Origin of the sequence: Klebsiella sp. MISC125 (assembly GCF_051131775.1) — a bacterium.
Classification (GTDB): Bacteria; Pseudomonadota; Gammaproteobacteria; order Enterobacterales; family Enterobacteriaceae; genus Klebsiella.
Window position 1 is genome coordinate 3,779,252 of the sequence record NZ_CP180448.1, and the last position, 26,224, is coordinate 3,805,475.

General features: G+C 57.1%; 28 protein-coding genes. 17 read left to right on the forward strand and 11 right to left on the reverse strand.

Translation table 11 applies throughout. The features are described from left to right. The first annotated feature begins 51 nt into the window (after window positions 1-51). Window positions 52-447 carry a lysozyme inhibitor LprI family protein gene (locus ACMYSL_RS17930; protein ID WP_110277507.1) on the forward strand — a complete coding sequence of 132 codons (396 nt, stop codon included), beginning with the start codon at window positions 52-54 and terminating at the stop codon, window positions 445-447. On the opposite strand, the gene rutR is transcribed toward ACMYSL_RS17930, so the two are convergent. Next, window positions 444-1,082, reverse strand: coding sequence for an HTH-type transcriptional regulator RutR (gene rutR / locus ACMYSL_RS17935; RefSeq protein WP_142512394.1), 639 nt, complete (start codon window positions 1,080-1,082; stop codon window positions 444-446). The genes ACMYSL_RS17930 and rutR overlap by 4 nt on opposite strands. Before the next feature lie 285 nt (window positions 1,083-1,367). Between rutR and rutA the strand changes: the two genes are divergently transcribed. The 7 genes from rutA to rutG are packed head-to-tail and all read left to right on the forward strand — an operon-like array spanning window position 1,368 to window position 6,789. Continuing rightward, the gene (rutA, locus tag ACMYSL_RS17940) at window positions 1,368-2,459 is read left to right on the forward strand and encodes a pyrimidine utilization protein A (protein ID WP_142463151.1); all 1,092 of its coding nucleotides are present in this window, start codon (window positions 1,368-1,370) and stop codon (window positions 2,457-2,459) included. After that, window positions 2,459-3,169: a pyrimidine utilization protein B gene (rutB, locus tag ACMYSL_RS17945; RefSeq protein WP_182237795.1), complete on the forward strand. Its 711-nt coding sequence runs from the start codon at window positions 2,459-2,461 to the stop codon at window positions 3,167-3,169. Before rutA ends, rutB begins: the two co-directional genes overlap by 1 nt. Further along, window positions 3,162-3,554, forward strand: a complete 393-nt coding sequence (gene rutC / locus ACMYSL_RS17950) for a pyrimidine utilization protein C (RefSeq protein ID WP_182237793.1) — start codon at window positions 3,162-3,164, stop codon at window positions 3,552-3,554. Before rutB ends, rutC begins: the two co-directional genes overlap by 8 nt. Continuing rightward, window positions 3,551-4,354 carry a pyrimidine utilization protein D gene (gene rutD / locus ACMYSL_RS17955; RefSeq protein ID WP_434659248.1) on the forward strand — a complete coding sequence of 268 codons (804 nt, stop codon included), beginning with the start codon at window positions 3,551-3,553 and terminating at the stop codon, window positions 4,352-4,354. Before rutC ends, rutD begins: the two co-directional genes overlap by 4 nt. After that, window positions 4,351-4,941, forward strand: a complete 591-nt coding sequence (locus ACMYSL_RS17960; RefSeq protein ID WP_181482731.1) for a malonic semialdehyde reductase — start codon at window positions 4,351-4,353, stop codon at window positions 4,939-4,941. The genes rutD and ACMYSL_RS17960 overlap by 4 nt, the downstream gene beginning before the upstream one ends. Window positions 4,942-4,950: 9 nt before the next feature. Beyond that, on the forward strand, window positions 4,951-5,445 hold the full coding sequence (gene rutF / locus ACMYSL_RS17965) for an NADH-dependent FMN reductase RutF (RefSeq protein WP_434659250.1): 495 nt from the start codon (window positions 4,951-4,953) through the stop codon (window positions 5,443-5,445). Between the two features lie 21 nt (window positions 5,446-5,466). Then, window positions 5,467-6,789 (forward strand): pyrimidine utilization transport protein G, encoded by a 1,323-nt coding sequence (rutG, locus tag ACMYSL_RS17970; protein ID WP_182237787.1) that lies wholly within the window; start codon window positions 5,467-5,469, stop codon window positions 6,787-6,789. A gap of 292 nt (window positions 6,790-7,081) precedes the next feature. Here the strand turns inward: rutG and ACMYSL_RS17975 are convergent, their stop codons facing one another. Both ACMYSL_RS17975 and ACMYSL_RS17980 read right to left on the reverse strand, forming a co-directional pair. Continuing rightward, the gene (locus tag ACMYSL_RS17975; protein ID WP_434659252.1) at window positions 7,082-8,026 is read right to left on the reverse strand and encodes a DMT family transporter; all 945 of its coding nucleotides are present in this window, start codon (window positions 8,024-8,026) and stop codon (window positions 7,082-7,084) included. 160 nt (window positions 8,027-8,186) lie between these two features. Further along, on the reverse strand, window positions 8,187-8,360 hold the full coding sequence (locus ACMYSL_RS17980) for a general stress protein (protein WP_110277165.1): 174 nt from the start codon (window positions 8,358-8,360) through the stop codon (window positions 8,187-8,189). Between the two features lie 361 nt (window positions 8,361-8,721). On the opposite strand from ACMYSL_RS17980, the gene wrbA reads away from it, so the two are divergent. Both wrbA and ACMYSL_RS17990 read left to right on the forward strand, forming a co-directional pair. Further along, entirely contained in the window at window positions 8,722-9,318 is a 597-nt protein-coding gene (wrbA, locus tag ACMYSL_RS17985) for an NAD(P)H:quinone oxidoreductase (RefSeq protein ID WP_181482736.1), read from the forward strand. A gap of 10 nt (window positions 9,319-9,328) precedes the next feature. Then, entirely contained in the window at window positions 9,329-9,556 is a 228-nt protein-coding gene (locus ACMYSL_RS17990; RefSeq protein ID WP_142512388.1) for a YccJ family protein, read from the forward strand. 158 nt (window positions 9,557-9,714) lie between these two features. Here the strand turns inward: ACMYSL_RS17990 and agp are convergent, their stop codons facing one another. Next, entirely contained in the window at window positions 9,715-10,962 is a 1,248-nt protein-coding gene (gene agp / locus ACMYSL_RS17995) for a bifunctional glucose-1-phosphatase/inositol phosphatase (protein WP_434659255.1), read from the reverse strand. A gap of 100 nt (window positions 10,963-11,062) precedes the next feature. Continuing rightward, window positions 11,063-11,422 (reverse strand): winged helix-turn-helix transcriptional regulator, encoded by a 360-nt coding sequence (locus ACMYSL_RS18000; RefSeq protein ID WP_110277168.1) that lies wholly within the window; start codon window positions 11,420-11,422, stop codon window positions 11,063-11,065. Between the two features lie 101 nt (window positions 11,423-11,523). On the opposite strand from ACMYSL_RS18000, the gene ACMYSL_RS18005 reads away from it, so the two are divergent. Continuing rightward, window positions 11,524-12,273 carry an SDR family oxidoreductase gene (locus tag ACMYSL_RS18005; RefSeq protein ID WP_434659257.1) on the forward strand — a complete coding sequence of 250 codons (750 nt, stop codon included), beginning with the start codon at window positions 11,524-11,526 and terminating at the stop codon, window positions 12,271-12,273. A 15-nt stretch (window positions 12,274-12,288) separates the two neighbouring features. On the opposite strand, the gene ACMYSL_RS18010 is transcribed toward ACMYSL_RS18005, so the two are convergent. Beyond that, window positions 12,289-12,513, reverse strand: coding sequence for a hypothetical protein (locus ACMYSL_RS18010; protein WP_434659259.1), 225 nt, complete (start codon window positions 12,511-12,513; stop codon window positions 12,289-12,291). 272 nt (window positions 12,514-12,785) lie between these two features. Here ACMYSL_RS18010 and ACMYSL_RS18015 point away from each other — a divergent pair, with 272 nt between their 5' ends. After that, complete coding sequence (locus ACMYSL_RS18015; protein WP_110277171.1) at window positions 12,786-12,908, forward strand: small membrane protein; 123 nt, start codon at window positions 12,786-12,788, stop codon at window positions 12,906-12,908. Between the two features lie 122 nt (window positions 12,909-13,030). Here the strand turns inward: ACMYSL_RS18015 and ACMYSL_RS18020 are convergent, their stop codons facing one another. From ACMYSL_RS18020 to ACMYSL_RS18030, 3 genes are all read right to left on the reverse strand, one after another. Continuing rightward, window positions 13,031-14,422, reverse strand: coding sequence for an APC family permease (locus ACMYSL_RS18020; RefSeq protein ID WP_182237778.1), 1,392 nt, complete (start codon window positions 14,420-14,422; stop codon window positions 13,031-13,033). Then, window positions 14,412-14,603 (reverse strand): YmjE family protein, encoded by a 192-nt coding sequence (locus ACMYSL_RS18025; protein ID WP_434659262.1) that lies wholly within the window; start codon window positions 14,601-14,603, stop codon window positions 14,412-14,414. The genes ACMYSL_RS18020 and ACMYSL_RS18025 overlap by 11 nt, the downstream gene beginning before the upstream one ends. A 173-nt stretch (window positions 14,604-14,776) precedes the next feature. Further along, window positions 14,777-16,195 carry a glutamine synthetase family protein gene (locus tag ACMYSL_RS18030; protein ID WP_181482739.1) on the reverse strand — a complete coding sequence of 473 codons (1,419 nt, stop codon included), beginning with the start codon at window positions 16,193-16,195 and terminating at the stop codon, window positions 14,777-14,779. Between the two features lie 225 nt (window positions 16,196-16,420). Here ACMYSL_RS18030 and puuD point away from each other — a divergent pair, with 225 nt between their 5' ends. From puuD to ACMYSL_RS18050, 4 genes are all read left to right on the forward strand, one after another. Beyond that, entirely contained in the window at window positions 16,421-17,173 is a 753-nt protein-coding gene (puuD, locus tag ACMYSL_RS18035; RefSeq protein ID WP_167492790.1) for a gamma-glutamyl-gamma-aminobutyrate hydrolase, read from the forward strand. Between the two features lie 25 nt (window positions 17,174-17,198). After that, on the forward strand, window positions 17,199-17,756 hold the full coding sequence (gene puuR, locus ACMYSL_RS18040; protein WP_004849766.1) for an HTH-type transcriptional regulator PuuR: 558 nt from the start codon (window positions 17,199-17,201) through the stop codon (window positions 17,754-17,756). A gap of 446 nt (window positions 17,757-18,202) precedes the next feature. After that, a complete protein-coding gene (gene puuC / locus ACMYSL_RS18045) occupies window positions 18,203-19,690 on the forward strand; it encodes an aldehyde dehydrogenase PuuC (protein ID WP_434664137.1) in 1,488 nt (495 codons plus the stop codon). Between the two features lie 2 nt (window positions 19,691-19,692). Then, the gene (locus ACMYSL_RS18050) at window positions 19,693-20,973 is read left to right on the forward strand and encodes an NAD(P)/FAD-dependent oxidoreductase (protein ID WP_434659265.1); all 1,281 of its coding nucleotides are present in this window, start codon (window positions 19,693-19,695) and stop codon (window positions 20,971-20,973) included. Here the strand turns inward: ACMYSL_RS18050 and ACMYSL_RS18055 are convergent. Then, entirely contained in the window at window positions 20,970-21,947 is a 978-nt protein-coding gene (locus tag ACMYSL_RS18055; RefSeq protein WP_434659267.1) for a LysR substrate-binding domain-containing protein, read from the reverse strand. The genes ACMYSL_RS18050 and ACMYSL_RS18055 overlap by 4 nt on opposite strands. Window positions 21,948-22,029: 82 nt before the next feature. Here ACMYSL_RS18055 and ACMYSL_RS18060 point away from each other — a divergent pair, with 82 nt between their 5' ends. Next, a complete protein-coding gene (locus ACMYSL_RS18060; RefSeq protein ID WP_434659269.1) occupies window positions 22,030-23,115 on the forward strand; it encodes a tartrate dehydrogenase in 1,086 nt (361 codons plus the stop codon). A 534-nt stretch (window positions 23,116-23,649) separates the two neighbouring features. On the opposite strand, the gene ptsP is transcribed toward ACMYSL_RS18060, so the two are convergent. After that, the gene (ptsP, locus tag ACMYSL_RS18065) at window positions 23,650-26,151 is read right to left on the reverse strand and encodes a phosphoenolpyruvate--protein phosphotransferase (RefSeq protein ID WP_181482745.1); all 2,502 of its coding nucleotides are present in this window, start codon (window positions 26,149-26,151) and stop codon (window positions 23,650-23,652) included. Between the last annotated feature and the right edge of the window lie 73 nt (window positions 26,152-26,224).

Here is a 26,224-nt window from a genome sequence, read left to right on the forward strand (position 1 = left end):
TGTGGTTAATTAAGGCTCCCGGACGGGAGCTTTTTTTATGGGAGTTGAACAATGAAACGCACTTTACTCGCTCTTGCCGCGCTGCTGGCAAGCACTCATGCGCTGGCGGACGAATGCAATAACGCCAGCAATCAAACGGAGATGAATCAGTGCACCGCCGCCCAATACCAGGCGGCGGATAAAAAACTGAATGAAACCTATCAGGAAGCACTGAAGCGCGCCTCCGGCAAGCAGCAGGAATTACTCAAAAAAGCGCAGCTGGCGTGGATTACTCTGCGCGATGACGACTGCAAATTCCTCGCCTCCGGCGCAGACGGCGGCAGCGTACAGCCGATGCTTATCAACCAGTGCATGTCCGATAAAACCGTTGAGCGCGAGTCGTTCCTTGCCTCGCTGCTACAGTGCGAAGATGGCGATCAAAGCTGCCCTCTGCCACCCGCCAATTAACGCAGGCGAATCCCTTCGATAATCATCCGCTGCACGTTATCGACGGTTTGCTGAAAGAATGCCTCATCGCGCAGCGTTGCGCCGGTCACCGCCTCAACCTGAGTAGCGAAATCGGCGTAATGCTGGGTGGTCGCCCAAATCATAAAAATCAGATGCTGCGGGTCGACCGGCGCCAGCTTGCCGCTCTCGACCCAGCCGGAAACAATCGCCGATTTCTCATCCACCAGCGCTTTTAAATCACCGGTCAGCTCGCCCATCAGCAACGGTGCGCCCTGAAGCATCTCCAGACAAAACAGCTTCGACGCCTGCGGGTGATCGCGCGACACCTCCAGCTTCAGGCGAATATATTCACCAATCGCCACCAGCGGGCTGATATCTTCACGAAAGGCCTTCAGCGGCGCCAGCCAGATAGCCAGAATCTGCTGCAGCACGGCAATATACAGCGCCTCTTTCGACGGGTAGTAATAGAGCAAATTGGTTTTTGACACCCCGGCCAGCTCGGCGACCTGCTCAAGGCGCGTACCGTGGATACCAAACTGCGAGAACGCGTCCAGCGCAGCGGCCAGAATAGCCTCTTTTTTCGCGCTCACCGCCAGTGAACGTTTTCCGGTCTTTTTCACGGCGCCCTGTGCCATTGATTATCTCCTTCTTTTTACGCCATCAGCATAGCAAAAGCCCAACGCCGACACGACTCTCTGCACCTCGATTGCGCATGACTGCGGTTTTTTCGTGCACTGATTTTGACCATTTAGTCTACTTTTTCGCTGTTATTTTCAGCAACCAATCAGCAACACATTAATAACATTGGCCTTTGCAAAACTGGCATCGCCTTTGCTTTATCTTTGACACGGGGCGACCAAAGGAGATGCAGGATGCAGCGCCGCGCGACTTCTTGTTCAACGACATGCAGAGAGGTAGGTATGAAAATTGGTGTCTTCGTTCCGATTGGTAATAACGGCTGGCTGATTTCCACCCATGCTCCCCAGTACATGCCGACGTTCGAGCTGAATAAGGCCATCGTGCAGAAAGCCGAGCACTATAATTTCGATTTCGCCCTTTCGATGATCAAACTGCGCGGCTTCGGCGGCAAAACTGAATTTTGGGATCACAACCTTGAATCCTTCACCTTGATGGCCGGGCTGGCGGCAGTCACCTCGCGCATTCAGATCTATGCCACCGCCGCCACGCTGACGCTGCCTCCGGCAATCGTCGCCCGTATGGCCTCGACTATCGACTCTATCTCCGGCGGTCGCTTCGGCGTCAATCTGGTGACCGGTTGGCAAAAACCGGAATATGAGCAGATGGGCATGTGGCCGGGGGATGATTACTTCGCCAGCCGCTACGACTATCTCACTGAATATGTCCAGGTTCTGCGCGACCTGTGGGGCACCGGGCGCAGCGACTTTAAAGGCGACTACTTCACCATGAACGATTGTCGCGTTAGCCCGCAGCCGTCGCAGCCGATGAAAGTGATCTGCGCCGGGCAGAGCGATGCCGGAATGGCGTTCTCCGCCCAGCACGCCGACTACAACTTCTGCTTCGGGAAAGGGGTTAACACCCCCGCCGCCTTCGCACCCACCGCAGCGCGGATGATGCAGGCAGCGGAAAAAACCGGCCGCGATGTCGGCTCCTACGTGCTGTTTATGGTGATTGCCGATGAAACCGATGAGGCGGCCCGCGCCAAATGGGAGCACTACAAAGATGGCGCAGATGAAGAAGCGCTGGCATGGCTGACCGAACAGAGCCAGAAAGATACCCGCTCCGGCAGCGACACTAACGTCCGCCAGATGGCTGACCCCACCTCGGCGGTCAACATCAATATGGGCACTCTCGTCGGCTCTTACGCCAACGTCGCCCGCATGCTCGACGAAGTGGCGGCTGTCCCCGGCACAGACGGCGTGCTGCTGACGTTTGATGATTTCCTTATCGGCATCGAAGCCTTTGGTCAGCGCATTCAGCCGCTGATGCGCTGCCGCGACCATATCGCCACACTCACTCAAGAGGTTGCCTGATGATTACCCTTCCCGCTCGCCCGGAATCCCTGACCTTTGCGCCGCAGCAGAGCGCGCTGATCGTGGTGGATATGCAAAACGCCTACGCCAGCGTTGGGGGTTATCTTGACCTCGCCGGATTTGACGTTTCCGCCACCCGACCGGTAATCGACAATATCAACACCGCCGTTGCCGCCGCGCGCGCCGCCGGAATGCTGATTATCTGGTTCCAGAACGGCTGGGACGACCAGTATGTAGAAGCCGGTGGCCCCGGCTCACCGAATTTTCATAAATCCAACGCGCTGAAAACCATGCGTAAAAACCCTGAGCTGCAGGGCAAACTGCTGGCAAAAGGCGGCTGGGACTATCAGCTGGTCGATCAGCTTAAGCCGCTGCCGGGCGATATTGTGCTGCCAAAACCGCGCTACAGCGGTTTCTTCAACACCGCGCTCGACAGCATCCTGCGCAGTCGCGGCATTCGCCATCTGGTGTTCACCGGGATCGCCACCAACGTTTGCGTGGAATCGACCCTGCGCGACGGCTTCTTCCTCGAATATTTCGGCATCGTGCTTGAAGATGCCACCCACCAGGCCGGGCCGTCGTTCGCCCAGCAGGCGGCGCTGTTCAATATTGAAACCTTCTTTGGTTGGGTCAGCGACGTCGCCAGCTTCTGCTCGGCCCTTGAGCCCGCAGCACCGCTCTCATTCCCGGAGGAGAAACGTTATGCCTAAACAGGTAATTATTCCGCCAGGCACCACCACGCCTATCGCGCCTTTTGTCCCCGGTACGCTGGCCGACGGCGTGGTTTACGTCTCCGGCACGCTGCCGTTTGATAAGCAAAACAACGTGGTTTATATCGGCGACCCAAAGGCGCAAACCCGTCACGTGCTCGACACCATCAAGAGCGTTATCGAGACGGCGGGGGGCAGTATGGAGGATGTGACCTTCAACAGCATCTTTATCACCGACTGGAAAAACTACGCCGCGATTAACGAGGTCTACGCTGAATTCTTCCCCGGCGATAAACCGGCGCGTTTCTGCATTCAGTGCGGGCTGGTGAAGCCTGAAGCGCTGGTAGAGATAGCGACCGTCGCGCATATCGGGAAACCGGCATGATTAAGCTCAATATCTCCCCGGCGCCTTATCCGGGCGCGCCGGTGGTGGTGCTGAGCGCCGGGCTCGGCGGCGCGGGCGGCTACTGGCTGGCGCAGCGGGCGGTGCTGGAAACACGGTATCAACTGGTGAGCTATGACCATAACGGCACCGGTGAAAACGGCGGCCCGCTGCCCGCAGGCTACAGCATGGCGACCATGGCACAAGAGCTGTACACGGCGCTGCAAGAGGCAGGAGTTTCGCGTTTTGCCCTGGTCGGTCACGCGCTGGGCGCGCTGATTGGCCTGCAGTTGGCGCTGGATTTTCCCGAATCGGTCAGCGCCCTCGTGCTGATTAACGGCTGGCTGACGCTCTCCCCGCATACCCGTCGCTGCTTTCTGGTGCGCGAGCGCCTGCTGCACGCGGGCGGCGCTCAGGCATGGGTCGAAGCGCAGCCGCTGTTTCTCTATCCGGCGGAGTGGATGGCCGCGCGCCTGCCGCGCCTCGAGGCCGAAGACGCGCTCGCCATCAGCCATTTTCAGGGCAAAGATAATCTGCTCAAAAGGCTTAATGCCCTTAAGCAGGCCGACTTTTCACGGCGGGCAGCGGCAATAGCCTGCCCGACGTTCATCATCAGCGCGGCTGACGATCTGCTGGTTCCGGCCTCCTGCTCCCGCGTGCTGCAAGCGGCAATCCCCGCCAGCCAACGGGTGGAAATGGCCTGGGGCGGCCACGCTTGTAACGTGACCGATACCGCCACTTTTAACTCTATTTTATGCGACGGGCTGGCCAGCCTGCTGCCCATTACCAAGGAGAATCTATGAGCGAAGCCATTAGCCCAGCCGCCTGCGCCACGCTGTTTACCGATGCCCGAACCCACAACGGCTGGCTGGACAAACCGGTCACCGACGACCAGCTGCGTGAAATCTACGCCTTGATGAAAATGGGGCCCACCTCCGCCAACTGCTCACCGGCGCGTATCGTTTTTATCCGCACCCCGGAGGGCAAAGAGACACTGCGCCCGACCCTGTCCAGCGGCAATCTGGAGAAGACCATGCAGGCCCCAGTCACCGCGATTGTGGCCTGGGACAGCGCTTTCTATGACCGCCTGCCGGAGCTGTTTCCACACGGTGACGCCCGTAGTTGGTTCACCTCCAGCCCACAGCTGGCGGAAGAGACGGCCTTTCGCAACAGCTCATTACAGGCGGCATATCTGATTTTCGCCTGTCGGGCGCTGGGCCTGGATACCGGTCCGATGTCGGGTTTCGATCGCGAAAAGGTCGATGCGGCGTTTTTTGCCGACGGCGGCTGGAAAAGCAACCTGCTGATTAATATCGGCTACGGCGATACCAGCAAACTGTACGCTCGCCTGCCGCGTCTGCCCTTTGATGATGCCTGCCAGCTGGCATAAGGAGCCCGCATGTCTATTGCCGATAAACAAAGCTTTCGCGACGCCATGGCCCACGTTGGGGCGGCGGTTAACATTATTACCACCGATGGCCTGGCAGGCCGCGCGGGGTTTACCGCCAGCGCCGTCTGCAGCGTGACCGATGCGCCGCCCACCCTGTTGGTGTGTCTGAATCGCTCAGCCTCGGTCTGGCCGATATTCAGCCAGCACCAGGCGCTGTGCGTCAACACGCTGGCGGCCGGTCAGGAGGGATTATCGAACATGTTTGGCGGCAAAACGCCGATGGCGGAGCGCTTCGCCGCCGCCGACTGGCAAACCGGAACGACCGGCTGCCCGCGTCTGGAACAGGCGCTGGCGAGCTTTGACTGCCGCATCAGCCAGATTGTTAGCGTCGGGACTCACGACATTCTGTTTTGCGAAGTGGCGGCGATTGTTCGCCATCCGGAACCGCGCGGACTGATGTGGTTCGATCGCGGCTACCACACGCTAATGCGCCCGGCCTGTTAACCTTAAACCCAGGATCTCATCATGGCTCTCTTCGATTTTCCTCGCTGGCAGTTAACCTCCCCCTCCGCCGCGTCCGGCGTCGTCGCTCCCGATGAACGGCTGTCTGCCGGGCAAACCGTGGTGATGGGCGTTCAGCACGCGGTGGCGATGTTTGGCGCAACCGTGCTGATGCCAATCCTGATGGGACTGGATCCCAACCTGTCGATCCTGATGTCTGGCGTTGGTACGTTGCTGTTCTTTTTGGTTACCGGCGGGCGCGTGCCGAGCTATCTCGGCTCCAGTGCCGCCTTCGTCGGCGTGGTGATTGCCGTCACCGGTTTTAACGGTCAGGGGCTGAACCCGCACCTCAGCGTCGCGCTGGGCGGCATTATTATCTGCGGGCTGGTTTATACCCTGATTGGCCTGGTAGTGATGAAGATCGGCACCCGCTGGATTGAGCGGATGATGCCGCCGGTGGTGACCGGCGCGGTGGTGATGGCGATTGGCCTGAACCTCGCGCCCATCGCGGTGCGCAGCGTGTCGGCAACGCCGTTCGACGGCTGGATGGCGGTGCTGACCGTTCTGTGCATCGGCCTGGTAGCGGTGTTTACCCGCGGGATGCTGCAGCGGCTGCTGATCCTCGTTGGGCTGATTGTCGCCTGCGCGCTCTACGCGCTGCTGGCGAACGTGCTTGGGCTGGGCAAGCCGCTCGATTTTGGCCTGCTTGAGCAGGCGGCGTGGTTTGGCATGCCGCAGGTTACCACCCCGACGTTTAACAGCCAGGCGATGATGCTGATCGCACCGGTCGCAGTGATTCTGGTAGCGGAAAATCTCGGCCACCTGAAGGCGGTTGCCGGAATGACCGGGCGCAATATGGACCCGTATATGGGGCGCGCGTTCGTCGGCGACGGGCTGGCAACCATGCTTTCAGGCTCGGTTGGCGGCAGCGGCGTCACGACCTACGCAGAGAATATCGGCGTGATGGCGGTAACCAAAGTGTACTCCACGCTGGTGTTCGTCGCGGCGGCAGTGATTGCGATGCTGCTCGGATTTTCGCCGAAATTCGGTGCGCTGATCCACACCATTCCCGGGCCGGTTATCGGCGGCGCATCCATTGTGGTGTTTGGTTTGATTGCCGTCGCGGGCGCGCGGATTTGGGTACAAAACCGGGTGGATTTGAGCCAGAACGGCAATCTGATTATGGTCGCGGTGACGCTGGTACTGGGCGCGGGTGATTTTGCGCTATCGCTGGGCGGCTTTACCCTCGGCGGGATTGGTACGGCGACATTCGGCGCGATTCTGCTCCACGCCCTGCTTAACCGCCGTCAGCATGAAGTCAAACAACCTGACGTCACCCCTGTTTAACCCGTTGGCACGTACCTGTAGCCCGGACAGATGCGCAGCATCGCTTCCGGGAAATTATGCCATCCTGCGCTGTGCTCCCGGGGGAGGCGCAGGGCGCCTTGACCGGGGTACAGGTCCACCGCCGTCTGCGATCTGGTAGCCCGGACAGATGCGCAGCATCGCCTCCGGGAAATTATGCCATCCTGCGCTGTGCTCCCGGGGGCGGCGCAGGGCGCCTTGACCGGGCTACAGGTCCATCGCCGTCTGCGATCTGGTAGCCCGGACAGGTGCGCAGCACCGCCTCCGGGAATACTTAAGGCTCGGTACGATCCCTAATCCCGGATAAGGCGTTCACGCCGCCATCCGGGAGCTTCTCTGGCGGCAGGATCTTTTTCCGCTTCCACTTCAGCTCGCTAACCAGCACGCCCGCCAGAATAAACACGCAGCCCACCAGCGCCAGCAGCGGCAAACGCTCTCCGGCAATACGGCCAAACAACCCCGCCCACACCGGTTCTCCGGTGTAAATCAGCGTTGCCCGCGTCGGCGACACGCTGCGCTGTGCCCAGTTCATGGTCACCTGAATAATGGCGCTGAAGATGCCTAATCCCAGCGCAACGCCAATCAGCCCCGACGTCATCGGCGGAATGCTTTCTCCAACCGGGGCCATACCGGCAAACGCCACCAGCGACGCCGTCGCCAGTTGAACTACCGTCACCCGGCGGATATCCACCTTCCCCGCCCAGGCGCTGATCAGAATAATTTCTGCCGCAATCGCCACCGCGCTGGCAAGAGTGATCATCTCGCCGACACCCAGCGCCAGCAGGTTACTCTCCGGGCCGGCCAGCAGGATCAGACCGATAAACGCCAGCACGATACCGACGCAGGACATCATCCCCGGCATCCGTCTGAGGAACAGCCATTGCAATAGCGGCACTAGCGGCACGTACATGGCGGTAATAAACGCCGATTTACTGCTGGAGATCGACTGCAACCCCCAGGTTTGCAGGCCGTAGCCCAGCGCAATCGAGATACCTATCGCCACGCCCGCTTTTAGCTCCAGCCATGTCAGGCCGCGTAATGTACGCAGCGACAGTAAAGCCACCGCCAGCGCGGCGGTACCAAAACGCAGTCCGACGAAGAACAGCGGCCCGCTTAGCGTCACCGCATACTGAACGGCGAGAAACGTACCACCCCAGAACATGGTGATAACAAGCAGGATGGCTTCCTGGCGGGTAAGGGAGAATTTAAACGAAGACATCACACGGCCAATCATAATAAATAGCCCGCTAGTGTGCAGTCTGCCCCCCGCAGAGGCAACCATTCACCCATAAAAAAACCGCCGACAACATGTCGGCGGCGAGGGTGATGGGGTCGGGCCCGGGAGATTAACCCCCATCAGGAAACAATCAGATTAACCGCTAACTCTCACGGTTGCCGTGACTGTTTTTCCCTCCTTTCTTGCCAGCTTCGGAAGCGCGCTGGGGATCGTTTTTAAAGTTCCCCCCGCTATGCTGGCCACCTTTACGACCGGCTTCTGATGCTCTTTCACGGTCTTCGGCAAAGTTGCCGGCACCGCCACGATGGTTTGCCATTATGGACCTCCATACATGCTGCATTAGTGAATCACAAGACCGTAGCCTCCACGATACAGGTGTCGTATCGCGTGCCTTTAAGGTTAGCGAATGAAAACCATGCTCAATGAATATAGTCACATCCTGAAATAGATTTTCCATAAGAACGACCATTGTCATGCCACGCGTTCGCTAAGCGCCTCTTATGGTTGCCGAAAAACGTCGGGTTAAATATGTATCTTTTTGCAACAACCTTTAATCTTTGCAATTTTGTTATAAATCAAACAAATGATTGTTGCATTTGCACTCTTCGCCAGAGGTCTTATCTTTAAAGGTAGCCAGTCAAGTAACTGGTCTATAACGCAACCGAGGAGTGATGCAAATGGCTAAGATTCTGGTGCTTTATTATTCAATGTATGGACACATCGAGACCATGGCGCATGCCGTCGCTGAAGGGGCAAACCGAGTTGACGGTGTCGAAGTGGTCGTGAAGCGCGTGCCGGAAACCATGCAGGCAGAGATTTTTGCCAAAGCAGGCGGGAAAACACAAAACGCCCCCGTTGCCACGCCACAGGAGTTGGCAGAGTATGACGCCATCATCTTTGGTACCCCAACCCGTTTCGGCAACATGTCCGGACAGATGCGCACCTTCCTTGATCAGACCGGCGGCCTGTGGGCATCCGGCGCGCTGTACGGTAAGCTGGCCAGCGTATTCAGTTCGACCGGTACCGGCGGCGGTCAGGAGCAAACCATTACCTCCACCTGGACCACCCTTGCCCATCACGGGATGATTATTGTGCCGATTGGCTACGGTGCCCAGGAGCTGTTTGATGTGTCGCAGGTTCGCGGCGGTACGCCATACGGTGCAACAACCATTGCCGGTGGCGATGGTTCTCGTCAGCCAAGCGAAGAAGAATTGGCGATTGCCCGCTATCAGGGTGAACATGTCGCCGGTCTGGCGGTTAAATTAAACGGTTAGGAGGAAAAGCATGCCGACTCAAGAAGCTAAAGCCCACCGCGTGGGTGAATGGGCAAGTTTACGCAATACCTCTCCCGAAATTGCCGAGGCAATTTTTGAATTAGCCAATTACGATGAGAAGCTTGCGGAGAAAATCTGGGAAGAAGGCAGCGATGAAGTGTTGCCCCGCGCTTTCGCCAAAACGGATAAAGATTCCCTGTTCTGGGGCGAGCAAACCATTGAGCGCAAAAACGTCTGACTATCTGTCGTTGTAGCCCGGACAGGTACGCAGTACCGCCTCCGGGAGTTATTGCATGAGCTTCCCGGAGGCGGCGCGTTGCGCCTGTCCGGGCTACAAAGTCTTGCTCAACCGTCAGCTGCAAAACCCGGATTTCTCCGGGTTTTTTATTACCTTCGTTACTTCGTCGCCTCGGCCATCGCCTTTTTGAAGGTATCCATCGGACAGAAGCCGTTATCATCAACCGGACACCCGTTCAGCGCTAGCGTCACCCGCTGCGGCGGTGATTGCAGGGTCAGCGCGTCGGCATTGCGCAACTGCTCGGTACTTTGATAGACATACTCAATTTTCATCAAATCGCGGTTGCCGCTGTTATCGTGCCAGCGCTGGAACACCAGCTTGCCGCCAATTGGCGTGCGCTCGTACTGGTTATGCAGCTGATAAGGTTTAAAATCCAGCGCCGTCAGCAGCGAGGCGATATTGGAGTCATGGCCTACCAGTAGCGTCACTTTCGCCGCCTTTGTTGCATCACCCACCAGCGCGTTATCAATGTATTTCACCAGCGGTTTAGCCACGTTGCGCGCCACTTCTGGGGAAGTAAACAGGCTATCCTGGTAACCGTTTTTCAGCTTCGACAGCACCTGCCACTGCTTATCGCTTTTGATTTCCCCCCACGCCACCTGATCTTTGGGGAAACCTTCGTAGTATTGCAGCGTAAAGGCGTCAACCAGCGAGTTGCCGACCTTCAACGGCCCGGATACGCCCGGCTCCTGCTGATATTTGGCGCTAAAGGTATCTTTACCATCGCTCAGCGAGCACTGTTGTTTCTCTTTGCAGGAAGGCGAATTGCGATAATCCGTCATCTCCTCCAGCAGCTTATAGCTCTCGCTCAACTGCATTCCCTGGCGCTCTTTCTCCATCGCCTGCACGGCCTTTTCGCTGAAGGCGGCGGAATCATCGGTGATCACCGGGTTGAAGGTTGGGTCCATGGTGCCCATTTTTTCCTGATGATGCACCGTTACGCCGCAGCCGGGAAACGCGCCGGTAATAAAGAACTGCGCGGTGGCGACGGTGCGTTGCAGACTATTTGCATACGCATAAACCGCGTTCTCCGGCGGGCACTCACCGCTGGTCACCAGCCCCTGCTGCGCCAGCCATTCGCGCATATAGTGCCCCATATAAACTTCCAGCACCCCACCCTTGGTGGTCAACTGGCCGCCGGGCACATCCCACTCCGGCCAGGACTTCGGCGTTGACTGCTCCAGTACGCTGCCGTTGTTCGCCAACGGCGCGCGCAGGTTATGACGACTCATGATCAGCACCTGTTGCAGCTGGTACCCTTCCGGTGCGGTCTGTTCCTGCGCCTGGACGCCTGCGGACAGTAGTACAACGCCTGCCACGGCGGCGGCGAGTAGACTTTTTCTCATCCCTTAACCCTCAGTCAGTGATTATCATCGCCTTAATTGTGACAAATTTATGACATTTTTCCGGGCAATGGCTCGCAAACTCGCTAACAAGACGATTTTTCTAGCGTTTTAACTGATGCCCGTTCTGCCGCATCCACTCCGCCAGCGGTTGCAGCGCGCTGCGCATCGACAGCCCCAGGTCGGTTATCTGATATTCAACCCGTGGTGGAATCTCCGCATAGACGTGGCGCGACACCAGTCCGCGCTGCTCAAACAGGCGCAGTTGGCGGGTGAGTTCTTTTTGCGTAATCGGCGATACCGCGCGCAGCAGTTCGCTGAAGCGCACCGGCACGTTAAGCACAATCAACCGATAGAGGATCGGTATCGCCCATTTCCCGGCAATCAGATTGACGAAGTCGGTCATGGGACAAGATTCTTGCGGCAAATTTTTTTGCGTTGCCCGCGCCGCGATTTCCGCCATAGCACACCCCTTTGTTCATTAGTACCCAATTGGTACCTGGTACCCTTTGTATACTAATGTACTTATAGTGATTTTTCCAGTCACGCAAGAGGAGTGAAAAGATGGGACGTTTAGCAGGAAAATTTACCTTGATTACCGGCGGTACCAGCGGCATCGGTCTTGCCACCGCGCAGGAATTTCTCTCTGAAGGAGCCCATGTTGCGGTCACCGGGCGCAACCCCGTCGTACTTGAACAGGCGCGGACGATACTGGGTGAGAAGGCGTGGGTTATTGCCGCCGATGCAGGGGATATCGGCGGGCAACGTCAGCTGGCGGAAACGCTGAACAGCCGATGGTCACAGCTTGATGCGGTGTTTATCAACGCCGGAGACGTAACCCATGGCGAGCTCGGCGAATGGAATGAAGAGCGCTGGGATCGGCTGATGAACATCAATCTGAAAGGCCCCTTTTTCTTGCTACAGGCGCTGCTGCCGCTGCTGGCAAACCCGGCGTCGGTCATTCTGTGCGGTTCGGTAAGCGCCCATATCGGCTTGCCGACCAGCAGCGCTTATGCCGCCAGTAAAGCCGGGCTGCTATCGCTGGCGCGTACGCTGTCCGGCGAGCTGCTGTCGCGGGGGATCCGCGTTAACGGCCTGAGCCCTGGCCCGGTACGAACTCCGGCGCTGAATAAACTGGGGCTCAGCGCCGAGGCGCTCGAAAGCCTACAGGCGGAGATCGAGAATCTGGTTCCGCTGGGCCGGATGGGCACAGCGCAGGAGCTGGCGAAAGCCGCGTTGTTCCTGGCCTCGGATGAATCCAGCTATGTTGTCGGGACAGAACTGTTGGTCGATGGCGGCACGGGGAATCTATAACTTTCGCAGCGGCCGTTACTCCGGTAGCGGCACCGCCGCCAGCGTACAGATGGCTTCATGCTCACCACCGCGATGGTCGATTATCAGTACTTTATCTCCCGCCTTTTTACCTTCGCAGGGTTTTAAAACCTGATCGACAATACGTTCACGAATTGACTGGCGATCGGAATCAGCCAGGCTACTAAAGGAAGCCACCACCAGCGCCAGTCCAATAAGACCAACGATATGCTTATTACCCATTTATTACTCTCACCCATATTTAAGCGGGCCAAGATTAGCAGCCTGCCGGGCTCGCGTCTGTAAATTCGCTTAAAGGTGTGTAACTCAGTTCACTTTTTAACCACCCCAATGCTTTACACTTCACATTTATTCATGTAAATAATAAGTTAATAGCTTCACTGGCAGTCCATTGTTGTCTAACTCACCGGGTCATCTTTAAGAAATATCCCGATGCTATTATCTCGATATCACGGTATTTTTTCTTCATGTTAAACATAACATTAGGTTAATCTATGTCAGGTATCCTGCTCTTTATCGTCGCGGTAGTTTTGCTGGGAGTAGCCCTCTACAGCCTGGTGTCCTATATCAAGGATCGACGCGCTGGACAACTACCAATTCATAAGAAAAAGAAATAATACATCCTCACTATTCTTACCTTCTGCCCCTACTATTTTTACCGGCCCGCCTGATTTCAAACGATAATGACAAAAAAGAAGGCAGGCTTGCTCGCCTGCCTTTGTGTCGGCGTAAAAAATCGTTACGATTCCCAGGCCTGTTCCGCTTTGGCTCCATCAAACTGCGGCGGCGGCTTGCGGAATCGGCGGGTGAGATAAGTCAGATAGAGTAAACCCAGCCCCGCCCACACCAGACCGAGCGTCAGCGATGTCGCCTCCAGATTCACCCACAATACCCCTACCGTCAGCGCACCAACCATCGGCAACAGCAGATAGTGAAAACGATCTTTCCACGTTTTGTTGTAGCCTTTACGCCGCCAGAAGTGGTTGTACACCGACAGATTAACGAAGGTGAATGCCACCAGCGCGCCGAAATTAATCAGCGCCGTGGCGGTGACCAGATCGAAGAACAGCGCCGACAGCGCAACAATCCCGACCATAATGACGTTCAGCGCCGGGGTGCGCCATTTCGGGTGGACGTAGCCAAAAATGCGCTCCGGGAAAACGTTATCGCGGCCCATCACATACAGCAGCCGTGAGACACTGGCGTGCGAAGCCAGTCCTGATGCCAGGGTATTCACAAACGTCGTGCACAGGAAAATCGACTGGAACAGCTTGCCGCCGACGTAGAGAGCGATCTCCGGCAGCGCCGCATCCGGATCTTTAAAACGGCTGATATCGGGGAAAAAAAGCTGCATAAAGAACGATGCAGCGATAAATATCACCCCGCCGTAGACGGCGGTAAGGAAAATCGCCTTCGGGATCACCCGCGCGGCGTCCGGCGTTTCTTCGGAAAGGGTGGTCACCGCATCAAAGCCGAGGAACGAAAAGCAGACTATCGTCGCCCCGGTAATAATCGGGATCAGGTGCGCGTTCTGGCTAATAAACGGCTGGAGCGACCAGACGGTACCGACCCCTTCCCCTTTATGCAGCCCCTGCACCACCAGCACGATAAAGACCACCATAATCGAGATCTGCACCAGCACGAACAGGGTGTTGAAGTTCGCCACCAGGTTGACGCTTTTCAGGTTCGCCGCGGTGAGGATCGCCACAAACGTCACCACCCACACCCAGGGCGGTACTTCCGGAAACAGCGCGGAGAGATAAATCTTCGCCAGCAAAACGTTGATCATCGGCAGGAACAGATAATCCAGCAGCGACGACCAGCCAACCATAAAACCAACATGCGGGCTGATCGACTTCTGTGCATAGGTGTAAGCCGAGCCCGCCTGCGGAAACTGGCGCACCAGCTTGCCGTAGCTAATGGCGGTAAACAGCACACCCGCCAGCGCCAGCAGATAGGAAGCCGGTACGTGGCCGTTGCTGATGCCGGAAACAATTCCGAAGGTATCAAACACCGTCATCGGGGTCAGGTAGGCCAGACCCATCATCACTACCTGCCACAGCTTGAGCGATTTGCGCAGCCCGGGTTTGCCCTTTTCAGGAGCGTTGTCAAGAGAGGTGTTAATAGCCATTGTCATTTCCCCCGCTGCAAACCTGGGTTTGCGGTCGTAATGACCGGAAAACAAACCAACTTCGCAACGGGGTTAATGGCAAATCAGAAGGTAAAAAGAACCGACCAGCGGCGGTGGCTGCGCACTCCATGCGGCCAGGACGGCCCCCTTCTCCCTGCGGATATTTGAACATCTGCATCATCTCACTTTCCTCGTCACACACTGTGTCGTTAACTAAAGCCCGTTGCCGCCTGCGCTCCTTAACGCGGCATCCGGGAAATGGCTGGGCTCCCAGCACAAACGTCCGACCAGGCTCCGCTCAGGCCGTATGATGCTACTTGTGGTAAACCTAAGGTGCCCCTCGCGGGGCGGCAATCAGGCGTTTTTCAACATCCACTCAATTTCAGTTTCGGTAATCAGACGCTCAAACTGCAGTAGTTCGTCATGTTTACAGGCGTGATAAACATGACAGAAACGTTCGCCAAGCCGCTCGCGCAGATGATCGTTTTGCATAAACTCCCACAGCGCATCGCTCTGGCGAATCGGGAACGGCAGGCCATCTTGCTCCAGACCGTTGCCTTCCACCTCTTCCTGTAGCGGCAGCGTGTTATCCAGACCGTGCAAAATACCGGCAAAAATCGCCGCCATCACCAGATACGGGTTGGCATCCGCCCCGGCCACGCGATACTCCACGCGATGGTTATGGCGATCGCCGCACGGAATACGCAGCGCCACCGTCCGGTTGTTATGCCCCCACGACGCCTGGGTCGGCACGTACATTCCCGGCTGGAAGCGGCGATACGAGTTCACGTTCGGCGCCAGCAGCGCCATCGAGGCCGGCATCAGGTCAATCATCCCGGCGAGCGCACGTTTTAACATCGCGGAATCTTCGCCATCAGCTTCCGCCAGCACGTTCTCGCCTTTGTTGTTCTGCATGCTGATATGGATATGCATCCCGCTACCGGCGTGCTCTTCATAGGGTTTCGCCATAAAAGTGGCGTGCATCTTATGCTTCTCGGCCATCAAACGCACGAGGCGTTTTAGCGCCAGCGCGTCATCGCAGGCGTCCAGCACGTTATCGGTATGATGCAGGTTGATTTCAAACTGACCAGGAGAGGCTTCCGCCACCGCGCCGTCGGCCGGGATCAGCTGAAGCTGGGCGATTTCATCAATATCGTTAAGGACATCGGCAAAGTGGTTGAGGTTATCAACGGAGTAAACCTGGCTCTGGGTATTGCGATCGCCTGTCCCCGGCGCGCACGGCGGCTGCAGGTAGCCTTCGGCATCGCGCTTGCGGTCAAGTAAATAGAACTCCAGCTCTACCGCTACCACGGGGAACAGTCCGCGCTGGCGCAGTTGCTGCCAGAGTCGGTTCAGAACGTTCCGCGGCTCAACGTCAAAGGGAGCGCCATCTTCATCAACCATGGTCAACAGCACCTGACCGATATATTCCGGGTCCGCCGCCGAGGGCGTTAAGGTACCCAGCACCGGCACGCAGGTGCAATCCGGCTCACCCATCTCCTGGCCGAGACCCGCTTCTTCCACTACGTTGCCAAGAATGTCCATCGCGAACACCGAAGCCGGGAAATAGCACCCTTTCTCCAGCTTACTCAGGCTGGAGACTGGAATACGCTTGCCGCGGAAACAGCCGTTCAGGTCGGTCAACAGGACATCGACGTATTGCGTATTCGGGTAACGCTCGAGGTAGCGCCTCACTTCATGAGTGAATGCGCTTACCCGTCTCTCTTCCGACTGCTGAACAAAATTCTCAACTTCTACGATATTGGTTTCCATGATTCACCGCCGTTGTTTTAGTTTCGGACCCTGAAAAAGCACTGTTAAATATAATGTCCACCATTCGAATGTGTATGCAAACAAATTGTTTGTCAAATGTTAAATTAAGTTTGCAAAGGGCTATTTCCACTGCTAGATTGAGAAAATATTGAACGAAATGGCCGTTTTACCCGCTAATCCGGTCATAATTTAGTCCACTTTGTGAGGGCGATCATGGAAAATATAATGTACAAGCCAGTTATTGGCGTGGTGATGTGTCGGAACAGGCTTAAGGGTCACCAGACCCAAACTCTGCAAGAGAAGTACCTGAATGCGATTGTTCACGCCGGAGGGTTACCCATTGCCCTGCCGCACGCGTTAGCGGAACCGGACCTGCTTTCTACGTTACTGCCTAAACTGGATGGCATTTATCTGCCTGGCAGCCCGAGCAACGTGCAGCCGCACCTTTATGGTGAAAACGGCGATGAGCCTGACGCCGATCCCGGGCGTGATCTTCTGAGCATGGCGCTGATCAACGCCGCGCTCGAAAGGCGCATCCCCATTTTCGCCATCTGCCGTGGGTTACAGGAACTGGTTGTCGCCACCGGCGGGACTCTGTATCGTCGTCTGTTCGAGCAGCCTGAACTGCTTGAGCACCGCGAAGATCCTGAACTTCCTGTAGAACAGCAATATGCGCCCTCGCATGAAGTCCAGGTTCAGGAAGGAGGTTTACTTTCTCAGTTAATACCGGGCTGCAACACGTTTTGGGTCAACTCGTTACACGGACAGGGAGCAAAAACACTGGGTCCACGGCTGCGCGTGGAGGCCCGTTCTTCGGACGGGCTGGCGGAAGCGGTTAGCGTTTATGACCATCCTTTCGCTCTGGGTGTGCAGTGGCATCCTGAATGGAACAGTAGCGAATACGCCCTGTCGCGGATGTTGTTTGAAGGTTTTATCACCGCCTGTCAGAACCATATCGCTGAAAAACAGCGACTCTGACCACTACCGTTAAGGAAATGCAAATATGAGCGATGACGGACTGGCGCCAGGGAAACGTTTGTCAGAGATCCGCCAGCAATTGGGTCTCTCACAGCGTCGTGCCGCCGAACTGTCTGGGTTAACACATAGTGCCATCAGCACCATAGAACAGGACAAAGTCAGTCCTGCCATCAGCACGCTGCAAAAGCTGCTGAAAGTCTATGGGCTGTCGCTCTCGGAATTCTTTTCTGAACCAGAAAAACCGGCTGAACCGCAGGTGGTTATCAATCAGGACGATCTGATTGAAATCGGCAGTCAGGGGGTGTCGATGAAGCTTGTTCATAATGGAAATCCGAACCGCACGCTGGCGATGATTTTTGAAACGTACCAGCCTGGAACCACAACCGGGGAGAGGATCAAGCATCAGGGCGAGGAGATAGGCACCATACTGGAGGGTGAAGTCGTGTTGACCATTAACGGTCAGGCGTATCACCTGGTGGCGGGGCAAAGCTATGCCATTAACACTGGCATACCGCATAGCTTCAGCAACACCTCGGCAGGCATCTGTCGAATTATCAGTGCCCATACCCCCACCACATTCTGATTTTTAGCCTGAGATTTTTTTCAGGCTTTCTTCAGGCCTGCGCCGTCGGAGCTTAATTCCGGCGGCGCGAAGAAAACGCAGATCACCTTGCGCAATGTGGAAAGACTTATTCCGCTGGCCCCTTTTGGGAGAGGTATTCTTTTGTTTTACTGAAATCGCTAACACGTTGTTATGTAGTAAAAAATGACAGCAGGACAGTTCCCTCTCCCCTACGGGGAGAGGGTTAGGGTGAGGGGCGAGTGTGCGCAAAAATGCCCTCACCCCGGCCCTCTTCCGAAGGGAGAGGGAGAAAACCATCCCCAGCTTTTTATTTCTGGGGATCTCTCAGCCCGCAGACCGAGTAATACGACGATTAAAACGGTATTAACCCCGGGGACGCCCTGCGCCCTGAGGGTCAGAAATAATCAAATTTTATATTTTCCCGATTACGTTATTAAGGAGTCATGATGGATTTTCACAACCTGGCTTACTGGCAAGAAAAAGCAAAAACGCTCGTTATTGAGACGCGCTTATTTATTAACGGTGAATACAGCGCCGCCGCCGATAATAGCGTTTTTGAAACCAATGATCCTGCCGCGCAGCAGACGCTCGCCGAAGTGGCTCGCGGTAAAAAAGCCGACGTGGATCGTGCGGTGCAGGCCGCCCGCAGCGTATTCGAGAATGGCGACTGGTCGCAGGCATCCCCTTCTCAACGCAAAGCAGTGCTAAATAAATTCGCCGCTCTAATGGAAGCTCACCGTGAAGAGCTGGCGTTGCTGGAAACCCTGGATACCGGCAAACCGATTCGCCACAGCCTACGCGATGACATTCCCGGCGCCGCCCGTGCGATTCGCTGGTACGCCGAAGCCATTGATAAAGTGTACGGCGAAGTCGCGCCTACCGGTATCAACGAACTGGCGATGATCGTTCGCGAACCCATTGGCGTGATTGCGGCGGTAGTACCGTGGAACTTCCCGCTGCTGCTGGCCTGCTGGAAGCTTGGCCCGGCGCTGGCCGCCGGGAACAGCGTGGTTCTCAAACCTTCCGAAAAATCCCCGCTTACCGCTCTGCGTCTGGCGGGCCTGGCGAAAGAGGCCGGGCTGCCGGACGGGGTGCTCAACGTGGTGAGCGGTTTCGGCCATGAAGCCGGTCAGGCGCTGGCGCTGCATCCGGATGTTGAAGTCATCACCTTCACCGGCTCTACCCGCACCGGCAAGCAGCTGCTGAAAGATGCAGGCGACAGCAATATGAAGCGCGTCTGGCTGGAGGCGGGCGGCAAAAGCGCCAATATCGTCTTTGCCGACTGTCCGGACCTGCAAAAAGCGGTCAATACCACCGCCGGCGGCATCTTCTATAACCAGGGCCAGGTCTGTATTGCCGGAACCCGCCTGCTACTCGAAGAGAGCATCGCCGATAAGTTTCTCGAGCTGTTAAAAGAGCAGGCAAAAGGCTGGCAACCAGGCAACCCGCTCGACCCGAATACCACCATGGGCATGCTTATCGACAACAGCCACGCCGACAGCGTCCACAGCTTTATTCGCGCCGGGGAAGCGCACAGCACGCTGCTGCTGGACGGGCGCAAAAATCCATGGCCCGCAGCGGTCGGCCCGACCATTTTTGTCGACGTCGACCCCGCATCTCCTCTCAGTCAGGAAGAGATCTTCGGCCCGGTGCTGGTGGTGACCCGTTTTAAAACCGAAGAACAGGCCGTGAGTCTTGCTAACGACAGCCGCTACGGCCTCGGCGCGGCGGTCTGGACCCGCGATCTTTCCCGCGCCCATCGCGTCAGCCGCCGCCTGAAAGCCGGCTCCGTCTTCGTGAATAACTATAACGATGGCGATATGACCGTGCCTTTTGGCGGCTACAAGCAGAGCGGCAACGGACGCGATAAGTCCCTGCACGCAATGGAAAAATTCACCGAACTGAAAACTATCTGGATTGCCCTGGAGGCTTAATCATGACCGAACATACCACCAGCTATTACGCCGCCAGCGCCAATCGCTATGAACCGTTTCCAACGCTGGACGAATCGATAAGCTGCGACGTCTGCGTCGTCGGCGGCGGCTATACCGGACTCTCCTCAGCGCTGCATTTAGCCGAAATGGGTTACGACGTGGTGCTGCTGGAAGGCACGCGCATCGGCTTCGGCGCCAGCGGGCGCAACGGCGGTCAGTTGGTTAACTCCTACAGCCGCGATATCGACGTTATCGAGAAAACCTACGGCCCGGACGCGGCGAAAATGCTCGGCAGCATGATGTTTGAAGGCGGCGATATTATCCGCGAGCGCATCCAGCGCTATCAAATCCAGTGCGACTATCGCCCCGGCGGCCTGTTTGTCGCGCTGAATCATAAACAGCTGGAGACGCTCGAAGAGCAGAAAGAGAACTGGGAGCGCTATGGCAATACGCAACTGGAGCTGCTGGATGCCAGCGCTATTCGTCGCGAAGTAGACAGCGATCGCTACGCGGGCGCGCTGCTGGACCATAGCGGCGGCCATATCCATCCGCTGAATCTGGCGATCGGCGAAGCGGACGCGATTAGGCTGAACGGCGGTCGGGTTTACGAGCAATCGCCGGTCACCCGTATTCAGCACACCAGCCCGGCGGTGGTGACCACCGAACGCGGTCAGGTCACCGCCCGCTACGTGATTGTCGCCGGTAACGCCTATCTCGGCGATAAAGTCGAACCGGAACTGGCGAAGCGCAGCATGCCCTGCGGTACCCAGGTCGTCACTACCGCACCGCTGTCTGAGGATCTGGCACGTTCGTTGATCCCGAAAAACTACTGCGTGGAAGATTGTAACTATCTGCTGGATTACTACCGCCTGACCGCCGATAACCGCCTGCTGTACGGCGGCGGCGTGGTGTACGGCGCACGCGACCCGGACGATGTTGAACGTATGATCATGCCGAAGCTGCTGAAAACCTTCCCGCAGCTGCAAGGGGTGAAAATCGACTACCGCTGGACAGGCAACTTCCTGCTGACCCTCTCGCGGATGCCGCAATTTGGTCGTCTCGATAACAATATCTACTATATGCAGGGCTACAGCGGCCACGGCGTCACCTGTACCCACCTCGCCGGACGACTGATTTCAGAGCTGCTGCGCGGTGACGCCGAACGCTTTGACGCCTTCGCCAAGCTGCCGCACTACCCGTTCCCCGGCGGGCGCAGCCTGCGCATTCCGTTTACCGCGATGGGCGCGGCCTACTACAGCCTGCGCGACAGACTCGGCGTTTAATCCCCTCGGCCGACGGCACCCGCCGTCGGCAATTTCACCTCGACGTACTGCTGCGGGAAGCGCTGCTGGAAGTAGTGACGCAAAAACTCCACGGTGGTGCGAATCTTCGCTGAGGTCGCCAGCCGCGACACATAAACAGCCCAGATATTGGCGGGCTGATAGTACTCCGGCAGCAGGTGCAGCAGATTCCCGCTGGCGATATTTTCACGCACATCCCACCACGAGCGCAGCGCGATCCCCTGTCCGTCCAGGCACCATTGATGAACGATCTCGCCGTGGTTTGACGACAGCGGCCCGGTTACTTTAATCGCGTGTTCGCCCTCTTTGCTGTGCAGTTGCCAAACGCCAAAGGGCCGGTCGCGCTCTTTGATCACCAGGCAAGGTAGCGCGGCGAGATCGCTAAGCTGCTTTGGGCGCGAATGACGAGCCACAAATTCCGGCGAGGCGCAGAGAATACGGTGGTTAGTCGCAAGCTGACGGGCAATCAGATTGGGGGCAATATCGTCGCCGACGCGAATATCCAGATCGACTCCCTCATTGGCTAAATCCACCAGCCGGTCGGCGACGTCAAAACGGATCTCCAGCTGCGGATACCGGCGGGCCAGCTCGGACAGCGCCGGGGCGATAACCTGACGGCCAAAGCCAAAGCTGCTGATAATGCGCAGCGTCCCCTGCGGAACCTGCCGCACATCGGACAGTTCGTCCATCATCTGGTCGACATCCTGCAAAATGCGCTGCCCCCATTCGTAAATGCGTTCGCCCTCCTCAGTAATGGCGACCCGCCGGGTGGTCCGGTGCAGCAGTTGGACGTTGAGCGTCTGCTCAAGCAACGACACCCGCTTGCTGACAAAAGCCGGAGAGACGCCCAGTTCTTCAGCGGCGGCGGCAAAACCGGCGCGGCGGGCGACCAGCATAAAGACGCGTAAATCGTTCAGCAGCGGCAGATTATTCATGATTCGTGTTTTATGTTTCACCAGTTGACGGGATTAATTATGAATCAGTCAATTATAGGATAGAGGTGAAGTCAATTTCCCTTACCGCAAACTGAGAACAACGATGAATAAAACCTTACGTATTGCCGCCATCCCCGGCGATGGCATCGGAAAAGAAGTGCTGCCTGAGGGCGTTCGCGTACTGCAGGCCGCCGCTGAACGCTGGGGGCTGGCGTTAAGCTTTGAGCATTTTGAGTGGGCCAGCTGCGATTACTATGCGCAACACGGCAAAATGATGCCCGATGACTGGCACGCACAGTTGCAAGAGTTTGATGCTATCTACTTCGGCGCGGTCGGCTGGCCGGATATCGTGCCGGATCACATTTCGCTTTGGGGTTCGCTGCTGAAGTTCCGCCGCGAATTTGACCAGTACGTCAACCTGCGCCCGGTGCGCCTGTTTCCCGGCGTTCCCTGCCCGCTGGCGGGTAAGCAGCCGGGCGATATCGATTTTTACGTGGTACGCGAGAATACCGAAGGGGAGTATTCCGCCCTCGGCGGACATGTGAATCCGGGCACCGAGCATGAAGTGGTGATTCAGGAGTCGGTGTTTACCCGCCGCGGCGTTGACCGGATCCTGCGCTACGCCTTTGAGCTGGCGCAAAGCCGCCCGCGCAAAACGTTAACTTCAGCGACTAAATCCAATGGCCTCGCCATCAGCATGCCTTTCTGGGATGAACGCGTGGAAGCGATGGCGCAGCACTACCCGGAGGTGAAGTGGGATAAGCAGCATATTGATATTCTGTGCGCCCGCTTTGTGCTGCAGCCGGAGCGTTTTGACGTAGTGGTCGGATCCAATCTGTTCGGCGACATCCTCTCCGATCTCGGCCCGGCCTGTACCGGCACCATCGGGATTGCCCCATCGGCGAATCTCAATCCGGATCGTACCTTCCCGTCGCTATTTGAAGCAGTTCACGGTTCAGCGCCGGATATCTACGGCAAAAATATCGCCAACCCTATCGCTACCATCTGGGCCGGGGCGATGATGCTCGATTTCCTCGGCAACGGGGATGAACGCTATCAGGCCGCTCATGACGGTATTCTGGCGGCAATTGAGCAGACCATCGCCAGCGGGCCGAAAACGCCGGATATGAAAGGCACCGCTTCCACCCAGCAGGTGGGCGAAGCGATTTGTCAGGCCATTGCCGGATAAAAGTAGCCCGGACAGGCGCGCCAGCGCCGCCTCCGGGAATGTATACGGATTCCGTTCACCGCTATCCCGCAGAAAATGTATTTCCGTCGAACGTGAACGGGTAAAGGGGGAGAAAACCGTCTCCCCCTTTACAATCCCCACGGTCCCGCAAAGAAATCGGTGCTGCGCACTGCGCTCACCTCCCGGTCCTCAGCCTGCGGTCGGCTCAACTCGACATCACTGTCTCGATTCGCCTCTGTCCGCCATCCCTGGCGGCCAGCCCTTGTCTTCCGACCTCCGGTTCGCCGATTTCAGCGGGCGCCAGGGCATCGCTGTGAGTTTTTCTGTTTCAGGGGCAATTTAGTTGCTGCATGAAAATCTCCCGGAGGCGGCGCGTTGCGCCTGTCCGGGCTACCCAATCCGCCTCCCTCAGGCACCGAGCCCGGAAATCCCGGGTCGCGGCGCAAGCGCCTTACCCGGGCTACAAAACCGCAGACGATGTCGAACCGTAGCCCCGGTAAGCGCAGCGCCACCGGGGAGATTTTCCGGTCCGAACTACAGCTCCAGCTCGCGCTGCAACAGCGTCGCAATCGCCTCGCTGCTCTCAGCCGTCACCAGCGCCTTGCGGAACTCCTCATGCATAATGCGCCGCGCCAGACGCGAGAAAATACGCATATGCTGATCGCCAGCCGAGTGCTTGTTCAGCGTCAGCATAATCACAAACTGCGCCTCATCGTCGCCCCAGACTACCGGCTGCGCCAGACGAGCGACGCTGATGGTTGACTGCTCAATATGCTCCGATTTACTGTGCGGAATGGCGAAGCTAAACCCTAACCCGGTAGAGAACACCGCTTCGCGGGCCCACAGGTCGGCCTCCAGCTTGCGCGGGTAGCGGCAGCGCCCGGCCAGCAGCAGGTTATCGGTCATGCCCTTAATCACTTCTTCTTTGCTACGCCAGTCGCTGTTCAGCGTAATGCACTGGGCGCTAATCAGCGGCGCATCCTGCTGGGTCATGCGGAACTGGGCCAGCAGGTGTTCGACTTCAAGTGAAGTGCGGCACTGCATTGCCTGATTAAGCAGCTGACGGCAGGCGCGGCTATCAAGCTGCGCCAGACGCGCTTTGGTCGCCGGGATCGACGGCGCGCTCATGCTTAGCTCATCCAGCCCCAGCCCTACCAGCAGCGGCAGCACCGAACCTTTAGCTCCCAGCTCGCCGCACAGGCCAATCCATTTCCCCTGGCGATGCACCGCCTGAACCGCATAATCCAGCGCGCGTAAGAATGCCGGATTGAGGCTATTGTAGTGACGCGTTACCTTGGCGTTATCGCGATCCACCGCCAGCAGATACTGGGTCAGGTCATTACTGCCGATACTAAAGAAATCAATCTCTTCACAGCACTGATCGATGATAAACATCACCGACGGCACTTCGAGCATAATGCCCAGCGGGATTTTCTCATCAAACGGAATATGTTCGCTGCGCAGCGATTGTTTAGCATCCGCCAGTTGCTCTTTGACCCATAGAATCTCTTCCATTGATGAAATCATCGGGATCATGATTTTCAGCGAACCGTGCGCCGAAGCGCGCAGAATTGCCCGCAGCTGGGTGCGGAACAGCGCCTGATACTCTTCGTAAATACGCACCGCGCGATAGCCGAGGAACGGGTTGTTCTCTGCCGGGATATTGAGATAGGCCACCGGCTTGTCGCCGCCAATATCCATGGTACGAATAATAATGCTGCGTCCGTTGGCCGGCTCCAGCGCCTGGCAGAAGATGTTGTAAAGTTCATTTTCCGACGGTGCGCTCGGGCGGTCCATATACAGCATTTCGGTGCGGAACAGCCCTACCGACTGCGCGCCGTTATTAAATGCCGCCATTGCCTCTACCGAGTGGGCAATGTTCGCCGCCACTTCCAGACGAATACCGTCTTCCGTGCGCCCTTCTTTATCCAACCAGGTCTGCTGCTGACGGCGAATTTGCTCCTGCACCCACGCTTCCTGCTGATAGTAGCGCGCTACGGCTTCATCGGGTTTCACCACCACCAAACCGGCGTTGCCGTCAATCTGCACCTGTTGATCAACCCACGGCAGCAGCGCATCCATATCGACGCCCACCAGGGTCGGAATATTAAATGAGCGCGCGAGGATCACCGTGTGTGAGGTCGTGCCGCCGCTACGCAGCAGCAGTCCTTTGAGCAGCGTTTTATCCAGTTCGAGGAACTGGCTGGGGGTTAATTCATCAGCCAGACAGATAGACTCTTCCGTCAGCTTGCCCGGTACCGGGAAGCGCGATTCGCCGTAGATATGCTGTAACAGCTGAAAGCAGACGTCGCGAACGTCCAGCACGCGCTCCTGCAAATAGCTATTGCCGGAGGCGCTGAACTGGGCGCAGAAATGTTCGCTGGTCGCCACCACGGCTTCAGCACAGCTCAGGCCGGTCAGCAGGCCGCCAAGCAGATGCTGGCGCAGCGAGGCATCGGTCGCTAAAGAACGATGTGCTTCAAGGATCGCGCTGGCGGTGCCGTCGTTATCCAGCAGACGGAACTCAATATTTTTAACCAGCAGCATCAACCCTTTATCCAGCGACGCCTGCTCTTGTTCAATATTTCCCGCCGCCGGCAGCGTGCCTAAATCGCGCAGATCCAGCGATTTAAGGTGCGTGAGCCGTCCACCCGCGCTTCCGGCGCAGACGGGTAAGGCATGAAACAGCGTGGGATTAAGGCGTGAGAGCGATTCCGGAACCGGCTGAACGTCCATTTGATCGACGGTAGGCAACGGCGCATCGCAGTGCGGAAATTCGTCGGTGATAAAGGCCGACAGCGCGTCAAACGCTTGCTGCTCATCCTGACCGCTGATAATCAGCTGACAGCTATCACCCTTAATGGTGTTGGTACCAATAATCGCCAGCGCACTTTTCGCATTCCCGCGCCCTTCGCTGCGGGTATTCAACCATTCGACCGAAGACGAAAAAGTATTACACAGCGTTTCTACCAGGCTTGCCGGACGCGCATGTACGCCGTTGGGCAAATCACATATGAATTCAATTACCAGAGCCATCGTCTTCCTCCTGAAAATACGTTATTGCCTCCAAAGTAAAGAAAGAATCCGCCAGCCACTACACGACAAAACT